Source organism: Streptomyces sp. NPDC088730, from assembly GCF_044751215.1.
GTDB lineage: Bacteria > Actinomycetota > Actinomycetes > Streptomycetales > Streptomycetaceae > Streptomyces.
Map to the genome: position 1 here is coordinate 263685 of NZ_JBIVLK010000002.1, position 15429 is coordinate 279113.

Consider the following 15429-nt stretch of genomic DNA (forward strand, 5'->3'; position numbering starts at 1 on the left):
GTGCGTCGATGCTTTCGCACACCCACGGTTCCGATGCGATCAGCGGATTGTCATCACCCGAAAAGTTATCCACAGGCGCGCGGCTCGGCCTGGGGACAAGTCGACACCGCAATGCGACATGGTCGACAAATCTCCCCAGTCGACCCAGAACCGTCCACAGACCGGCAGGACGCCCGGTGTCACCTCAATTCCATTGATCAACTCTTTAGGCGAGGAATTCCCACCCGAACGAGCGTGCAGGGTGGGTTTGAAGAGCGATTCCGCGAGCCTTCGGGCCCCTTCCGGAATGATCTCCCTCGTGTCCACAGATCTTCTTCACAGCCTGTGGATAACTTTCGGGAGCTGTCCACGCCTGTGGACAAGCGAGCGCCAACTCCCCTTCCAGACAAGGCCGATACGTCAAGGTCCATGAACCCATCTGCCCCATTTAGGGGAATAGGGCCTTTTCATTGACGACTCCACTCACGCACGCGCGGTGGATTCCCCTCCAGCATTACCAATACCGGCAATTCGGGCAAAGTGACACGCTTGTCCATATCGGTTCGAGCTACGGAAGCCGACACCGGTAGCCTGGAGGGGTGATTGACCTTCGCCTGCTTCGTGAGGACCCCGACCGTGTTCGCGCCTCCCAGCGCGCCCGTGGAGAGGACGTCGCGCTCGTCGACGCCCTTCTCTCCGCCGACGAACGGCGCAGGTCGTCCGGGGTGCGGTTCGACGAGCTCCGTTCCGAGCAGAAATCGCTCGGCAAGCTCATCCCCAAGGCGTCTCCGGAAGAGCGCGCCGAACTCCTGAAGAAGGCCGAGCAGCTCAAGGTCGACGTCAAGGCGGCCGACGCGGCGCAGGGCGAGGCCGACGAGGAGACCAAGAGCCTGCTGCTGCGGCTCGGCAACATCGTCCACGAGGACGTGCCGGTCGGCGGCGAGGAGGACTTCGTCGTCCTGGAGACGCACGGCACCATCCGCGACTTCGGCGCGGAGGGCTTCGAGCCCAAGGACCACCTGGAGCTCGGCGAGGCGCTCGGTGCGATCGACGTGGAGCGCGGCGCCAAGGTGTCCGGCTCGCGCTTCTACTACATGACGGGCGTCGGCGCACTGCTGGAGCTCGCCCTCGTCAACGCGGCGATCGCCCAGGCCACCGAGGCCGGTTTCATCCCGATGCTCACCCCGGCGCTGGTCCGCCCGCGCGCCATGGAGGGCACCGGCTTCCTCGGCCAGGCCGCGGAGAACGTGTACCACCTGGAGAAGGACGACCACTACCTGGTCGGCACCTCAGAGGTACCGCTCGCGGCGTACCACATGGACGAGATCATCGACGCGGACAAGCTGCCGCTGCGCTACGCCGGCTTCTCGCCGTGCTTCCGCCGCGAGGCCGGTACGTACGGCAAGGACACCCGCGGCATCTTCCGGGTCCACCAGTTCAACAAGGTCGAGATGTTCTCGTACGTCGACCCGGCGGACGCGCAGGCCGAGCACCAGCGCCTGCTGGACTGGGAGAAGCAGTGGCTCACCGCTCTCGGACTGCCCTTCCAGGTGATCGACGTCGCCACCGGCGACCTGGGCTCCTCGGCCTCCAGGAAGTTCGACTGCGAGGCGTGGATCCCGACCCAGGGCAAGTACCGCGAGCTGACCTCGGCGTCCAACTGCGACGGTTTCCAGGCGCGCCGGCTGTCCGTCAGGATGCGTGACAACCGCGACGGCAAGAAGGTGCTCCAGCCGCTGTCCACGCTGAACGGCACGCTCTGCGCCGTCCCGCGGACCATCGTGGCGATCCTGGAGAACCACCAGCTGGCCGACGGTTCGGTACGGGTGCCCGAGGTACTCCGTCCGTACCTGGGCGGGCGCGAGGTCCTGGAGCCGGTCGCCAAGTGACCTTCCCCTACAAGCTCGTCGCGACCGACCTCGACGGCACGTTGCTGCGTGACGACGACACGGTCTCCGGGCGCACCCGCGACGCACTGGCCGCGGTCACCGCGGCCGGTGCGGCGCACATCATCGTCACCGGCCGCGCCGTTCCGTGGACCCGGCACATCCTGGACGACCTGGGCTACGAGGGCCTGGCCGTCTGCGGTCAGGGCGCGCAGGTCTACCACGCCGGCGAGCACAAGCTGCTGACCTCACTGACGCTGGACCGGCAGCTCGCCGGTCTCGCGCTGTCCAAGGTGGAGGCGGAGATCGGTCCGCTGGCGCTGGCGGCCAGCCGCGACGGGCTGGACGGCGAGGTGCTGGTCGGTCCGGGCTACCGCGTGCAGGAGGGCCCGCTGCCGGCCCAGTACGTCCAGGACCCGGCCGAGATGTGGGCGGCCCCGCTCAACAAGGTCTACATACAGCACCCGGATCTGGACGACGACGCGCTGGCGAAGGCCGCGCGGGCGGCGGTCGGCAATCTGGTCGACGTGATCATGGCAGGGCCGGGAGTCGTGGAGATCCTGCCGCTCGGGCTCAGCAAGGCCACCGGCCTCTCGCTGGCCGCGCGCCGGCTGGGTGTGAAGGCGGCGGACACGATCGCCTTCGGTGACATGCCGAACGACATCCCGATGTTCGCCTGGTCGCGGCACGGTGTGGCGATGGCCAACGCGCACGAGGACCTGAAGGCAGTGGCCGACGAGGTCACCGTGTCCAACGAGAACGACGGGATCGCCGTGGTGCTGGAGCGGCTGCTCCAGCAGTCTTAGGGGCCGGCAGCCTTGGAGGCCGTGCTTCACGGGCCGCCTGCCTGAGGGGTTCGCTGCCTGACGCGGAGGATGCGCGGATCGAACGCGCGCGGGGTTCGCACCCCGACGACGGCTTAGCAAGCCGCTGCCTTACCACTCGGCCAATCCTCCAGGGGAAGGGCGGCCGCACGCGATGCGCGTGAACGACCGCCCCGGCGTGCTGCTCGAAGCGGCCTGTCGAAGCAGTCGCTGACTACTCCGCGGCCCGCTCGGGCACGCCTCGCGGGGAGCTCGACGGACTCGGACTCTCGGTCATCGCCGCGCTCCTCTCCCGGTCTGCGGTGCCGTTCCCGGCGGGTGCCGTGACGCCTACTGTGCCGCGCACCCGATGTCCGGTGCCACTCATTTACGGGCGGCGGGTGTTGCCGGTTTCGCGCCGGGTGGCACCGGACATCAGGGCTTTCCCGGAGCCCCTCAGAACCTCGGAGCCCTCAGCCCTCAGCCCTCAGCCCTCAGCCCTCAGAGCCTCTTCAACAGCCTGCCGGGGCTGCTCAGCCTGCTCAGCGGTTCCTGTTGCGGCGGCTGAGATCCTTCAGGTTCCGCGCGAGCTCGTCCATCCGACCGTCCAGCCGCGCGATGTCCTCCGACACTCCGCCCAGCCGCACGCTCAGGGCACCGATCACCTGCTGGGTGACCTCCAGCCTCCGGTCGAGGCTGTCGAGCCGGAGCGACATCCGGTTGAGGACCGGTCCCAGCTCCTGGAGGGCGGTGCCGACACCGGCCAGGCAGCTCTCGACGCGGGTGACGCGGTGTTCGAGCGAGGCGTATCCCGCCCGCAGGTCCTGCTCGGCGTCGAGGAGGTACGTACGGACGCAGCGCGCGATGTCGCTGTCGCGAAGAAGCATCGCGACGTTGAGGACGGTCCTGCGGGTGTAGAGCGTGAGCTGCGCGGGCGCCTGTGGATAACTTTCTCCCCGCCCCCCGCCCAATAGGGACATCATGTCCCTATTGAAAACACGCAGGTCAGAGCCGCGCAGCAGCCTCAGCCCATTCTCCTCCATCTCCGCACGGTGCCGCTGGGCCACCTTCTTGACGACCTCTGTGGATACTTCGAAGTACCGAGCCACGTCCTCGGTGCGAACGTGAATTCCGTCCGGGAGCATGACAAGGCTCTTCACCTTGTCCAGGGCGTCGACGCGCCCCATCTGCTCGACGCGCAGCGCGCGTGATTCGAGCAGGGCGATGTCCGTGGGCATGGGCATGCCTTCCGATGGTGAGAGCTACGGGGACAGCCCTCTCCCCGGGCTTCAGGGGCGGAGGACGCTCACGGTTGCCACTTGCTCTACGGCCGACCCGATGGGTGTCGCCCGTAGGCGTGTCCCGCCGGCATCGGCCATCCCCGAATTCACGAAAGCTCGACGTCTCAGATTCCAGTTGCCTCCACGCATCCGGAACAACGAACCGATATCCGTACAGTTACGCGTAATATGGTCCGAAATGCGACAACCCCCGTCCATCGGACGGGGGTTGTCGCATCGCAGGTTGTCCGTGCTCACTCCTCGCCGGCGAGCTTCAGGGTGCGCAGCTTCTGGCCCGCGTACCAGGTCGCCACCACGGTGACCGCGATCAGCAGCACGGTCGCGAGCGGCAGCCCGACGTCGGAGGTGATGGCGCCGCCCCCGCCGACCTTCTCGGCCAGCGCGAGGGACCACTGCTGGACGCTGAGCGTGCGCGCACCGGAGACCAGGCTGCCGAAGAGGGCTTCCCAGACCAGGGCGTAGACGAGACCGAGGACCACCGCGTGCCGGCTGACCGTGCCCAGCAGGAGGAACAGCGCGCTGTAGGCGATCGAGGCGACCAGGGCGGCGACCGTGTAGGCCACCGCGATCTGCTGGCCGTTGCCGTTGAGGATCAGGCCGGCGATCATGGTGGGCACCGCCGAGAAGACCATCGTCACGGCGATCGCCACGATCAGCTTGGTGAAGATGATCGTCGGCCGGGTCACCGGCTTGGCCAGCAGGTAGACGATCGAGCCGTCGTCGATCTCCGGCCCGATGGCTCCGGTTCCGGCGATCACGCCGATCAGCGGCACCATGGTGGCGATGGCGAAGCCGCCCAGCACATCCGAGGCGACCTGGTCATCGGCCCCCGCGAACATCCGTACCGCCACCGCGATGACCACCAGCAGTGCGGGCAGGATGAAGAGGATGGCGGCCCGGCGCCGGCCGAGCAGGGCCCGGTAGGTGAGCCGGGCGACTGTGGGGTCGTACATGACGTCACAGCTCCTTTCAGGCCACTACTCAGGCCGCTACGAGATAGGAAAAGACCGATTCGAGGGATTCGTCGGACGGCGAAACGGTCAGCAGCCGAATGCCCTGCTCGCGTGCCACCTTCGGCAGCAGCGTGGTGAACCGTCCGAAGTCGACCGCCTGGATGCGCAGGGCTTTCTCGCCCAGGTCCACCTCGATACCCGCTGTCGACGGGTCCGCGATGAGTGCGGCGGCGAGCGCGCGGTCGTCGCTGGAGCGTACGAGATAGCGGTGCGGGCGGTCCGTCATCAGGCGGCGGATCTTCCGGAAGTCACCGGACGCGGCGTGCCGGCCGGCCACGATCACCTCGATGTGCGAGGCCAGTTGCTCGACCTCTTCGAGGATGTGGGAGGAGAAGAGGACCGTGCGGCCCTCCGCCCCCATCCGTCGCAGCAGCTCCATCAGCTGCATCCGCTGGCGCGGGTCCATTCCGTTGAACGGCTCGTCGAGCAGCAGCACGGACGGGTCGTGAACCAGCGCGGAGGCCATCTTCACGCGCTGGCGCATGCCCTTGCTGTACGTCGAGATCTTGCGGTCCTGCGCGTACTCCATCTGGACCGTGGCCAGCGCGGCGGCCGCCTCGGCGTCGCCCAGACCGTGCAGTTCGGCGTTGGCCACCACGAACTCGCGGCCGGTCAGGAAGTCGTACATGCCCTCCCGCTCGGGCACGATGCCGATGTCCCGGTAGACCGCCTCGTTGCGCCAGATCGCCTTTCCGTCGAGCGTGACGGTGCCTGTGGACGGGGCGAGGAATCCGGCCATCATGTTGATCAGCGTGGACTTGCCGGCACCGTTGGGGCCCAGCAGACCGGTGACGCCGGGCCCCACGGTCATGCTCACGTCGTTGACGGCGACCACGTTGCCGAACCAGCGGGAGGTGTGGTCGATCTCGATGGTGGTCACAGCCCGACCCTCCGGTAGCGGCGCATCAGTACGGCGTACGAGCCGGCGACGAGCGCGAGAACAACGATCAGATAGACCACTCCGGCACCGGCCCCGGGACCTTCCCCTCCGGGGAAGGCGGAGTCGGCTCCGAGGAAGGCGGTCTGTACCCCGTCGACCAGCGTGATCGGCGAGAAGAGCCCCAGCCACGGGACGGCTCCCCCGGACCCCGTCGACCAGGCGATGCCCTGGATGGTGGAGACAGCGCCGTAGGAGATGGTGAGTACGGCGATCACCGCGGCGACGCCGAAGCCCCGGCGCGGGGTGAGCGCGGCCATCACGAGGCCGAGACCGGCGAAGAGCACGGAGAGCAGCGCCACCGAGACCATCCCCTGGGCGAACCACTTGGTCTGGTCGCCGAAGTCGAACTTCGCCAGCAGTGCGCCCGCGTAGAGGATGACGAGCGGCGCTCCGGTGAGGACGAAGAGCGCGGAGGCCATGGCGGCGAACTTGGCGATGACGTAGTCGCCCCGTTCGATCGGCCGGGAGAAGTACAGCGGCACGCTCTTGAAACGGAGGTCCCTGGAGACCGACTGCGGTGCCTGCGAGGCCAGGAACAGCCCGATGACCGCCTGGAGGAAGATCGCGTAGGAGGTGTACTTGATCGGCAGCTTCGTCGAGTCGGGGATGTTGATGGCCACCGCCACGATGATCGCGGCGACCAGGCACATCACGCCGGACAGCAGCATCGGCAGCACCTTCGACTTGGCCGACCGGCCGAGCCCGAAGGAACCGCGCAGGGACTGCGAGAAGAGGGAGCGGCGCGCGTAGGCCCGGCCGAGGCGGGGGCCGTCGTAGGCGCGGTAGCCGATGTTGTGGATCCGGGAGGTCTCGCTCCCGATCGCGGCGCCGGTCTCAGTGCTCATCGCTACCGCTCCCCTTCTGCTGTACGGCTCCGGCGGCCACGGACGCGTGCTGCGCCACGGCCTGCGCTGCCGGAGCCTGTTCGGTACGGAAGACCTCGGCGATGTGGTGGCGGCGCTGTTCCATCCGGACGAGGCCGAGGCCGAGGGCGGCGACGCTGTCGCGGACGATGTCGTACGTCTCCTCGCCGGTCGCCTCGATCAGCAGGATGTGGCCGGCACCCGGCAGCCCCTCCGCGTCCAGGCCGTCGAGGCCCACCAGCTTGATCCCCGTGTCCGTGAGGGCCCGGCGCAGCGCGTCGGTGCCGTCGGGGTGGGTGTCGCTGTCGGTGACCTCGACCGCGAGGGTCGTGGTGGTCTGGGTGAAGTCGCTGGTGGAGCTGGAGCGCAGCAGGGCTCCGCCGTCGATGACGACGACGTGGTCGCAGGTGCGTTCCAGTTCGCCCAGCAGGTGCGAGGTGACCAGGACCGAGATGCCGAAGTCGGTGTGCACCCGCCGGATCAGGCCGAGCATCTCGTCGCGGCCGACCGGGTCCAGCCCGTTGGTCGGCTCGTCGAGGAGGACCAGCTGCGGGTCGTGGACCAGCGCCTGGGCCAGCTTCACCCGCTGCTTCATGCCGGTCGAGTAGCCCCCGATGGGGCGGTAGCGCTCCTCGTACAGCCCGACGTGGCGCAGGGTGTCCGCGGTGCGTTCGCGTGCCGCGGTGGGCGGCAGCCCGGACATCCGCGCCATGTGGACGACGAACTCGGTGGCCGAGACGTCGGGCGGCAGGCAGTCGTGCTCGGGCATGTAGCCGACCCGTTCCCGGATGGCGGCGCCGCTGGTCGAGACGTCGAGCCCGAGCACCGCGGCCCGGCCCTCGGTGGCGGGAGACAGACCCAGCAGGATCTTGATCAACGTGGACTTGCCGGCTCCGTTGGCGCCCACCAGCCCGGTCACACCGGGGCCGATGTCCAAGGAGAGCCGGTCAAGAGCGGTCACCCGTGGGAACCGCTTGCTCAGGCTTTCGGTCGCAATGACTGTCACGTCATCGACGGTAGTGGCGCGGGCCACATCAGTCGTCAGACCTGGCGGCTGGTTTCTCATCAGACTCCAGATGTACGGACCCGTAGGGGGACCCCGGAAAGAAGGAGGCCGGAGCTCCGGTTCCGGCTGCCGCGACCGGCGGTCCGGTTCGGCCGCCGTCGGGTGCGGGGTGAGTTGTCCACAGGTCCGGCGGACCTCTTGACGTAGCCGCCGGACATTGTCACATTCATCAGTGTCACGTTACGGGCACGTACCGCACACGGCAGGGAACGGACGGTGGCATGGCTTCGCGAGTGATCGCCCAACAGGCCCCGGAGCTCCAGGGGTTCAGAGAAGTGCAACGTCTCGCTTACGCCTGCGCGGAAGCGGTCGCCGCCCGCCTGCGGCCGGGGGTGACCGAGCGGGACGCCGCCCGGATGCAGCGCGAGTGGCTGAGCCGGCGCGGGGTGCGGGACTGGTTCCATCTCCCCTTCGCCTGGTTCGGGGACCGCACGGCGTTCACCGGCTTCAAGGTGCCGCTGCAGTTCTTCCCGACCGACCGGCGGCTGGAGCCGGGGATGCCGTTCATACTCGACATGGCGCCTGTGTACAAAGGATTCACCGCCGACGTCGGCTACTCGGGCTGCCTGGGGCTGAACCCGCTGCACGACAGGCTGCTCGCCGACCTGGAGGTCCACCGCGAGCTGATCCTGCGCGAGGTGCGCGAACGGCGCCCGTTGCGCGAGATATACGAGGACGTCGACCGCCTGATGGTCAGGCAGGGCTACGCCAACCGGCACCGCGCGTATCCGTTCGGCGTCATCGCCCACAAGGTCGACCGCGTCACCGAACGACGCTGGTCGCCAAGGGTGTTCGGATTCGGCAGCCAGTCGCTCAAGGGGCTGCTGAGCGACGCGGTACACGGGCACCGGGAGGGCTGGTCGCCGCTCTGGAGTCCGTACCGCTTCTCCGGCCATCCGCCGCGGCCGGGGCTGTGGGCGGTCGAGCCCCATCTCGGATTCCGGGGTACCGGCGCGAAGTTCGAGGAGATCCTGGTCGTCACCGACTCACGGGACCCCGGACAGAGCGCCTTCTGGCTGGACGACGATCTGCCGCATGTGCGGCGCTGGGCCGAGGAGAGGGTGGCGGCATGAGTCTGCTGGATCTGCCGGGGGCGCGCGAGCGCCGGGTGGCCACGGGCGGCATCGAGCTGTGCGTCGTCGAGCTGGGCGAGGCGGCGCGTCCGACGATCGTGCTCGTGCACGGCTACCCGGACAGCAAGGAGGTCTGGACGCAGGTCGCGCGGCAACTGGCCGAGCGGTGGCACGTCGTGCTGTACGACGTGCGCGGCCACGGCAGCTCGACGGCGCCCCTTCCGCTGCGCGGCGGTTTCACCCTGGAGAAGCTGACCGACGACTTCCTGGCCGTCGCCGACGCGGTGAGCCCGGACCGGCCGGTGCACGTGGTCGGGCACGACTGGGGTTCGGTCCAGGCCTGGGAGTTCGCGACGGTCAGCCGAACCGAGGGCAGGATCGCGTCCTTCACCTCGATGTCCGGCCCCTCCCTGGATCACTTCGGGCACTGGATCAAGCAGCGGATGGCCCGGCCCACTCCCCGCCGGGTCGGCCAGCTGCTGGGCCAGGGCGCCAAGTCCTGGTACGTGTACATGCTGCATACCCCGGTCCTGCCGGAGCTCGCCTGGCGCGGGCCGCTCGGCAAGCGGTGGCCCGGCATCCTGGAGCGGCTGGAGAAGGTGCCGCCGGGCGACTACCCGACGGCCTCCCTGCCCGAGGACGCGGCGCACGGGGCCTGGCTCTACCGCGACAACGTCCGGGCCCGGCTGCGCAGGCCCCGCGCCGACGCCTACGCGCACGTGCCGGTCCAGCTGATCACCCCGACGGGTGACATCTTCCTCTCGGAGCAGCTCTACGACGGACTCGACGCGTGGGTGCCGCAGTTGATCCGCCGCTCGCTGCCGGCCAAGCACTGGGTGCCGCGCACCAGGCCCGACCAGCTGGCCTCCTGGATCAACGAGTTCGCCGCCGCCAACGAGTCCGCGTCTCAGGGCGGCGTCCCGGTGCGGGACACCGCCCCGAAGGGTGCGCACGCGGAGCGGTTCGGCGGGCAGCTCGTCCTGGTGACGGGCGCGGCCGGCGGGATCGGGCGGGCCACCGCGTTCGCCTTCGCGGAGGCGGGTGCCCGGGTGGTGGCCGTGGACCGGGACGCGGACGGGGCGGCCCGGACGGCCGAACTGGCCAGGCTGATCGGCGCCCCGGCCGCCTGGGCGGAAACGGTCGACGTCAGTGACGAGGCGGCCATGGAGAAGCTGGCCGAGAAGGTCGCCGCCGAGTACGGGATCGTCGACGTGCTGGTCAACAACGCCGGGATCGGCCTGTCCGGCTCGTTCCTGGACACGACCGTCGAGGACTGGAAACAGGTCCTCGACGTCAACCTCTGGGGCGTCATCCACGGCTGCCGGCTCTTCGGCAAGCAGATGGCCGAGCGCGGACAGGGCGGCCATATCGTCAACACGGCCTCCGCGGCCGCGTATCAGCCGTCGCGCGCGCTCCCGGCGTACAGCACGTCGAAGGCCGCTGTCCTGATGCTCAGCGAATGCCTGCGCGCCGAGCTCGCCGAGAAGTCGATCGGGGTCAGCGCGGTCTGCCCCGGCATCGTGAACACGAACATCACCGCGACCGCCCGTTTCGCCGGGGCCGACGCGGCGGAGGAGCAGCGGCTGCGGAAGCGGACGAGCAAGCTGTACGGAACCCGCAACTACCCGCCGGAGAAGGTCGCAGAGGCGGTCCTGCGGGCGGTCGTCCGCAATCAGGCCGTCGTCCCGGTGACGCCGGAGTCGCACGCCGCCCGGTTCCTGTCCCGGCTCAGCCCCGGAACGCTGCGCGGCATCGCCCGGCTGAAGCCGCCGCTGTGACCGGCCCGGGACCGTCGGCCGGACGGGCGGTCGCGGAGTACCGGATCGAGGACCTGGCGCATGCCAGCGGCGCCACGGTCCGCACGATCCGCGCCTATCAGGACCGCGGGCTGCTGCCGACGCCGGAACGGCGGGGCCGGGCCAATGTGTACCGGGACACCCATCTCGCCCGGCTTCGGCAGATCGCCGACCTGCTCGACCGTGGCTACACCCTGGCCAGCATCAAGGAGTTGCTGGAGGCATGGGACACCGGGCGCGGCCTCGGCGGGGTGCTCGGGCTCGTCGCGGAGGTCCACGGGCCGTGGACCGACGAGCGTGCGGACCGGATCACCAGGGCCGAGCTGGACGTGAGGTTCGGCGGCACCCAGGACGAGCAGGCTGTCGCGGAGGCGGTGGACCTCGGAGTGCTGGAGCCGATCCCCGGCCGCGAAGACGAGTTCCTGGTGCCGAGCCCCCAGGAACTGTCGGTGGCGGTGGAGTTGCACGCCGCGGGCGTTCCGCTCAGCGCGATCTCCGGGCACCTGAGGGAACTTCGGGGCCAGGTCGAGCAGATAGCCTCCCGTTTCCTGGAGTTCACGACCGAGCACGTCTTCGCCCGCTATCTCGGCCATCGGCCGCCGACCGACGCGGACGCCGCCGAGGCCGCGTCACTGGTACGCAGGCTCCGCCCGCTCGCCCAGCAGACGGTGGACGCCGAACTCGCGCGGGCGATGCGGACGTTCGCCACCCGGCATCTGGAACACCACCTCACCACGGAGGAGCCCTTCACCTCGGGAGCCACCGCACATCCGCCGGTGCCGGTGGCGCTGCCGCCCGGAACAATCACGGCTGTGGAAAGGCTGGTTGGCCGTGATCAGGCCGCAGCCTTCATCACCGCGGCCACCGAACGCGAGCTACAGGCCAGGACATTGGACACACTTACGTCATCTCACGCAAAAACAAAGAAACTTCACCAAATAGACTAAAGCGTACGGCACTTGTCCACAGAAACGCCAAATTCCCTGTGGATAACTTGAGTTGGCTGTGGATCAAACCTGTGCACAAGATTTGCCCCTGTGGATCCGGAACGAAATCCGGATGCGCCGGAGAAGGCTCCGCGGGCACCCTGGACGGATGGATGAAAGACGCACCGTGAAGGTGTCGAAGTACCTCTCCAAGCACCTCCGGCATCAGCCGGAACGGATCGGACTCCAGCTCGACGCACATGGCTGGGTGGCCATCGAAGAGCTGCTCCGGGCCACGGCCCGCCACCGGTTCCCGCTCACCAGGGCCGAGCTCGACCACGTGGTCGCCACGAACGACAAGCAGCGCTTCGCCGTGGAGGGCGGCCGCATCCGGGCGAGCCAGGGGCACACCGTCGACGTGGACCTGGACCTGCCGCCGGCCGAACCGCCCGCGTACCTCCATCACGGCACGGTCGGCCGGTTCCTGGACGCGATCCGCAGCGAGGGGCTGCGTCCGATGAACCGCACCCACGTACACCTCTCGCCGGACCGTGAGACGGCGCACCGCGTCGGAGCCCGGCGCGGCCGGCCCGTCGTGCTGTCCGTGGACACCGGCGCGATGCACCTGGCCGGTCACACCTTCCGCGTCAGCGCCAACGGGGTCTGGCTCACCGACGCGGTGCCCCCGGAGTACCTGCGGCTGCCCGGCTGACCCGGGGCGGCGGGAGGGCCCCGGTGGTCCGGAGCCGTCTCCTCATCCCCTCGGAAACGGGACAGCGGCAGTTCAGCCCAGCTGCTGGACGGCTTCCGTCGCGATGCGCTCGAAGACGCCCTGATCGGCGGCGAAGCCGGAGTCCGGGATCGGCCAGTGGACCACGATCTCGGTGAAGCCGATCTCCCGGTGCCGGCCCGCGAAGTCCACGAAGGCGTCCACCGAATCAAGCATCCTGGAGCGGTCCGGGGTGAACGCCGTGAGCAGCACCTTGTCCAGCTCGGCCACGTCCCGCCCGGCCTTCCCGCACGCCGCCCCGAGCCTCAGTACCTGCCCGCGCAGCGCCTCGTCCGACTGCGCCGGTGTGCCCTCCTCGTACAGCTTCGGGTCGCCCGTGGTCACCCACGCCTGCCCGTACCGGGCGGCGAGCCCGAGCCCGCGCGGGCCGGTGGCGGCGACGGCGAAGGGCAGCCGGGGACGCTGTACGCAGCCCGGGATGTTCCGGGCCTCGACCGCCGAGTAGAAGGCCCCCTCCTGCGTCACCGCGTCCTCGGTGAGCAGCCGGTCGAGCAGCGGCACGAACTCCCCGAAGCGGTCGGCGCGCTCGCGCGGCGTCCACGCCTTCTGCCCCATCGCTGTGGCGTCGAAGCCGTCCCCGCCCGCCCCGATCCCCAGCGTGAGCCGTCCGCCGGAAATGTCGTCGAGGGAGATCAGCTCCTTGGCGAGCGGAACCGGATGACGGAAGTTCGGGGATGTGACGAGGGTTCCCACCCGGAGACGGGTGGTGGCCGTCGCGGCGGCGGTGAGGGTGGGCAGGGCGCCGAACCAGGGGCCGTCCCGGAAGGTGCGCCAGGAGAGGTGGTCGTAGGTATACGCCGTGTGAAAGCCGAGCTCCTCGGCGCGCTGCCACTTCGCCCGGCCTCCCTCGTGCCAGCGGTCGACGGGGAGGATCACGGTGCTCAGGCGCAGACTCATGATCCGAGCCTACGTGCCGGGGACCGGCCGGGCCGCCCGGGGAAGCTTGCCGCCGGAGCCCGGCCGCCGGTCACCGGACGTCGCGCGGACCTGTCATCCACCGGTTCACGTCTCCGTACGGCGGGGCCTGTGCGGCGAAGTCGAAGGTCCCGTGGTCGAGCACCTCGCGGGCCGCCCGGACGAATCCGCCCAGCGCGGCCCGGGACAGGGTCGAACCGAGGCTGATCCGGCGCACTCCGCAGGCCGCGAGCGCTGCCACGTCCAACGCCGGCTGCTGGCTCCCCGCAAGGACGTTGACCGGCCGCCCGACCGAGGTGCACACGGTGCGCACCGCCTCGGCCGACGGCAGTCCTGGCGCGTACAGGACGTCGGCACCCGCCTCCTCGTACGCCTGCAGACGACGGACCGTGTCGTCGAGGTCGGGGCGCCCGTAGAGGAAGTTCTCGGCGCGTGCGGTGACGGTGAAGGGGAAGGGCAGTCCGCGCGCCGCCTCCACCGCCGCCGCCACCCGGTCCACCGCCTCCGCGAGCGGACGGACCGGATCACCGGGCAGCCCGGTGGCGTCCTCGACCGAGCCGCCCACCAGCCCCGCCTCCGCCGCGGCGCGAATGGTCTCGGCAACGCCGTCCGGGGTCTGCGCGAAGCCGCTCTCCAGGTCGGCGGAGACCGGCAGCGGCGTCGCGGCGGCGATCTCACCGGCGTTCGCGAGCACCAGGTCGCGGTCCAGCAGATTCGCGCCGTCCGGCAGGCCGAGAGCGACGGCGAGACCGGCACTGGTCGTCGCGAGCGCCGAGAACCCGAGCCCGGCCAGAATCCGGGCGGTGCCCGCGTTCCACGGGTTCGGGATCACGAAGGGGTCGGGCCCGTTGTGCAGTTCCCGGAACGCGGCGCCCCTGGACCGCAGCTCCGTCAAAGACAGTCGCACTTTCGCTCTCCCCATCAGGTCCTCGGAAACAGCCACGCGGATCGCCCCGGCAGGATGTCCAGTCCGGCCGCCGTGGCGCAAGTGGAACGAAGGGCATATGCCGGAGGAATACCTCCTGCTCAGAGGCGCGCTCACTCAGATGTGCGCCCCTACGCACGCCCGTGCACCCCGGTACGTGAGAATGGAACGGTGACCTCAGCTACCGATCACCCTCTCCCCGCCGCTCCCCGGCTGATCGCCACCGACCTGGACGGCACCCTCCTGCGCGACGACAAGACCGTCTCGGACCGTACGGTCGCGGCGCTCGCCGCCGCGGAGGAGGCCGGGATCGAGGTCTTCTTCGTCACCGGCCGCCCGGCCCGCTGGATGGGTGTCGTCAGCGACCACGTCCACGGCCACGGGCTGGCGATCTGCGCCAACGGCGCCGCCGTCGCGGACCTGCACGACGGCGGCCGGCTGCTGAAGGTCCGCGCCCTGGAGCGGGAGGCCGCCCTCGACGTCGTGCACACGCTGCGCACGGCCGCCCCCGGCACCTCCTTCGCCGTCGAGCTGACCACCGGTATCCACTACGAGCCCGCCTACCCGGCCTTCCACCTCCACCCCGGCGCCACCGTGGCCCTCGCGGAGAAGCTGCTCCGCGAGGAGACGCCCGGCACCGGCGCACCCGTGCTGAAGCTCCTCGCCCACCACGGCGAGCTGGCCCCGGACGACTTCCTCGCCCTGGCCCGTGACACCGCGGGCGACCGGGCTTCGTTCACCCGGTCCAGCCCGAGCGCGCTCCTGGAGGTGAGCGGTCCCGGCGTCTCCAAGGCCAGCACGCTGGAGCTGTGCTGCGCCGAGCGTGGCGTCTCGCCCGCCGAGGTCGTCGCGTTCGGTGACATGCCCAACGACGTGGAGATGCTGAGCTGGGCCGGCACCTCCTACGCGATGGGCAACGCCCATCCGGCCGCTCTGGCGGCGGCCACCGGCCGCACGGCCACCAACAACGAGGACGGCGTCGCGGTCGTCATCGAGCGCATCATCGCGCAGCGGGCGCTCTCCCGCAGTGACCACTGAACGAGCGCGAACTCCCCGCACGACAGTGACCACCGAACAAGCGCGACCCCCTGCACGACAGTGGACCATCGAACAAGCGCGACCTCCCGCACGCCAGTAACCACCGATCGAGCGC

At 69.8% G+C, this 15429-nt stretch carries 14 protein-coding genes and 1 tRNA gene; 7 read left to right on the plus strand and 8 right to left on the minus strand.

Annotation, left to right across the window (positions count from 1 at the left end; genetic code table 11):
• Positions 1-578: 578 nt before the first annotated feature.
• Both serS and ACIP89_RS07905 read left to right on the plus strand, forming a co-directional pair.
• A complete protein-coding gene (gene serS, locus ACIP89_RS07900) occupies positions 579-1868 on the plus strand; it encodes a serine--tRNA ligase (protein WP_328866241.1) in 1290 nt (429 codons plus the stop codon).
• A complete protein-coding gene (locus tag ACIP89_RS07905) occupies positions 1865-2671 on the plus strand; it encodes an HAD family hydrolase (protein ID WP_402113738.1) in 807 nt (268 codons plus the stop codon). The genes serS and ACIP89_RS07905 overlap by 4 nt, the downstream gene beginning before the upstream one ends.
• Before the next feature lie 63 nt (positions 2672-2734).
• On the opposite strand, the gene ACIP89_RS07910 is transcribed toward ACIP89_RS07905, so the two are convergent.
• The 6 genes from ACIP89_RS07910 to ACIP89_RS07935 form a co-directional block, all read right to left on the minus strand.
• Positions 2735-2821 (minus strand) — tRNA-Ser (locus ACIP89_RS07910).
• A gap of 389 nt (positions 2822-3210) precedes the next feature.
• Positions 3211-3906: a hypothetical protein gene (locus ACIP89_RS07915; RefSeq protein ID WP_402114550.1), complete on the minus strand. Its 696-nt coding sequence runs from the start codon at positions 3904-3906 to the stop codon at positions 3211-3213.
• 296 nt (positions 3907-4202) lie between these two features.
• On the minus strand, positions 4203-4922 hold the full coding sequence (locus ACIP89_RS07920; protein WP_401925137.1) for an ABC transporter permease: 720 nt from the start codon (positions 4920-4922) through the stop codon (positions 4203-4205).
• A gap of 28 nt (positions 4923-4950) precedes the next feature.
• On the minus strand, positions 4951-5862 hold the full coding sequence (locus ACIP89_RS07925; protein WP_401925135.1) for an ABC transporter ATP-binding protein: 912 nt from the start codon (positions 5860-5862) through the stop codon (positions 4951-4953).
• On the minus strand, positions 5859-6767 hold the full coding sequence (locus ACIP89_RS07930) for an ABC transporter permease (protein ID WP_401925132.1): 909 nt from the start codon (positions 6765-6767) through the stop codon (positions 5859-5861). Before ACIP89_RS07930 ends, ACIP89_RS07925 begins: the two co-directional genes overlap by 4 nt.
• On the minus strand, positions 6757-7746 hold the full coding sequence (locus tag ACIP89_RS07935) for an ABC transporter ATP-binding protein (RefSeq protein ID WP_402114553.1): 990 nt from the start codon (positions 7744-7746) through the stop codon (positions 6757-6759). The genes ACIP89_RS07930 and ACIP89_RS07935 overlap by 11 nt, the downstream gene beginning before the upstream one ends.
• 326 nt (positions 7747-8072) lie before the next feature.
• On the opposite strand from ACIP89_RS07935, the gene ACIP89_RS07940 reads away from it, so the two are divergent.
• The 4 genes from ACIP89_RS07940 to ACIP89_RS07955 all read left to right on the plus strand — a co-directional run bounded on the left by ACIP89_RS07940 (position 8073) and on the right by ACIP89_RS07955 (position 12358).
• Positions 8073-8924 carry a M24 family metallopeptidase gene (locus tag ACIP89_RS07940; protein WP_401925986.1) on the plus strand — a complete coding sequence of 284 codons (852 nt, stop codon included), beginning with the start codon at positions 8073-8075 and terminating at the stop codon, positions 8922-8924.
• Positions 8921-10702: an SDR family oxidoreductase gene (locus tag ACIP89_RS07945; protein WP_401925128.1), complete on the plus strand. Its 1782-nt coding sequence runs from the start codon at positions 8921-8923 to the stop codon at positions 10700-10702. The genes ACIP89_RS07940 and ACIP89_RS07945 overlap by 4 nt, the downstream gene beginning before the upstream one ends.
• Entirely contained in the window at positions 10699-11667 is a 969-nt protein-coding gene (locus ACIP89_RS07950) for a MerR family transcriptional regulator (protein WP_402113741.1), read from the plus strand. The genes ACIP89_RS07945 and ACIP89_RS07950 overlap by 4 nt, the downstream gene beginning before the upstream one ends.
• 148 nt (positions 11668-11815) lie before the next feature.
• Positions 11816-12358: an RNA 2'-phosphotransferase gene (locus ACIP89_RS07955; RefSeq protein WP_402113744.1), complete on the plus strand. Its 543-nt coding sequence runs from the start codon at positions 11816-11818 to the stop codon at positions 12356-12358.
• 72 nt (positions 12359-12430) lie between these two features.
• On the opposite strand, the gene ACIP89_RS07960 is transcribed toward ACIP89_RS07955, so the two are convergent.
• On the minus strand, positions 12431-13333 hold the full coding sequence (locus ACIP89_RS07960) for an LLM class flavin-dependent oxidoreductase (protein WP_402113747.1): 903 nt from the start codon (positions 13331-13333) through the stop codon (positions 12431-12433).
• 70 nt (positions 13334-13403) lie between these two features.
• Positions 13404-14258 (minus strand): isocitrate lyase/phosphoenolpyruvate mutase family protein, encoded by an 855-nt coding sequence (locus ACIP89_RS07965; RefSeq protein ID WP_402113749.1) that lies wholly within the window; start codon positions 14256-14258, stop codon positions 13404-13406.
• A gap of 189 nt (positions 14259-14447) precedes the next feature.
• Here ACIP89_RS07965 and ACIP89_RS07970 point away from each other — a divergent pair, with 189 nt between their 5' ends.
• Positions 14448-15314, plus strand: coding sequence for a Cof-type HAD-IIB family hydrolase (locus ACIP89_RS07970; protein WP_402113752.1), 867 nt, complete (start codon positions 14448-14450; stop codon positions 15312-15314).
• Positions 15315-15429: the final 115 nt, after the last annotated feature.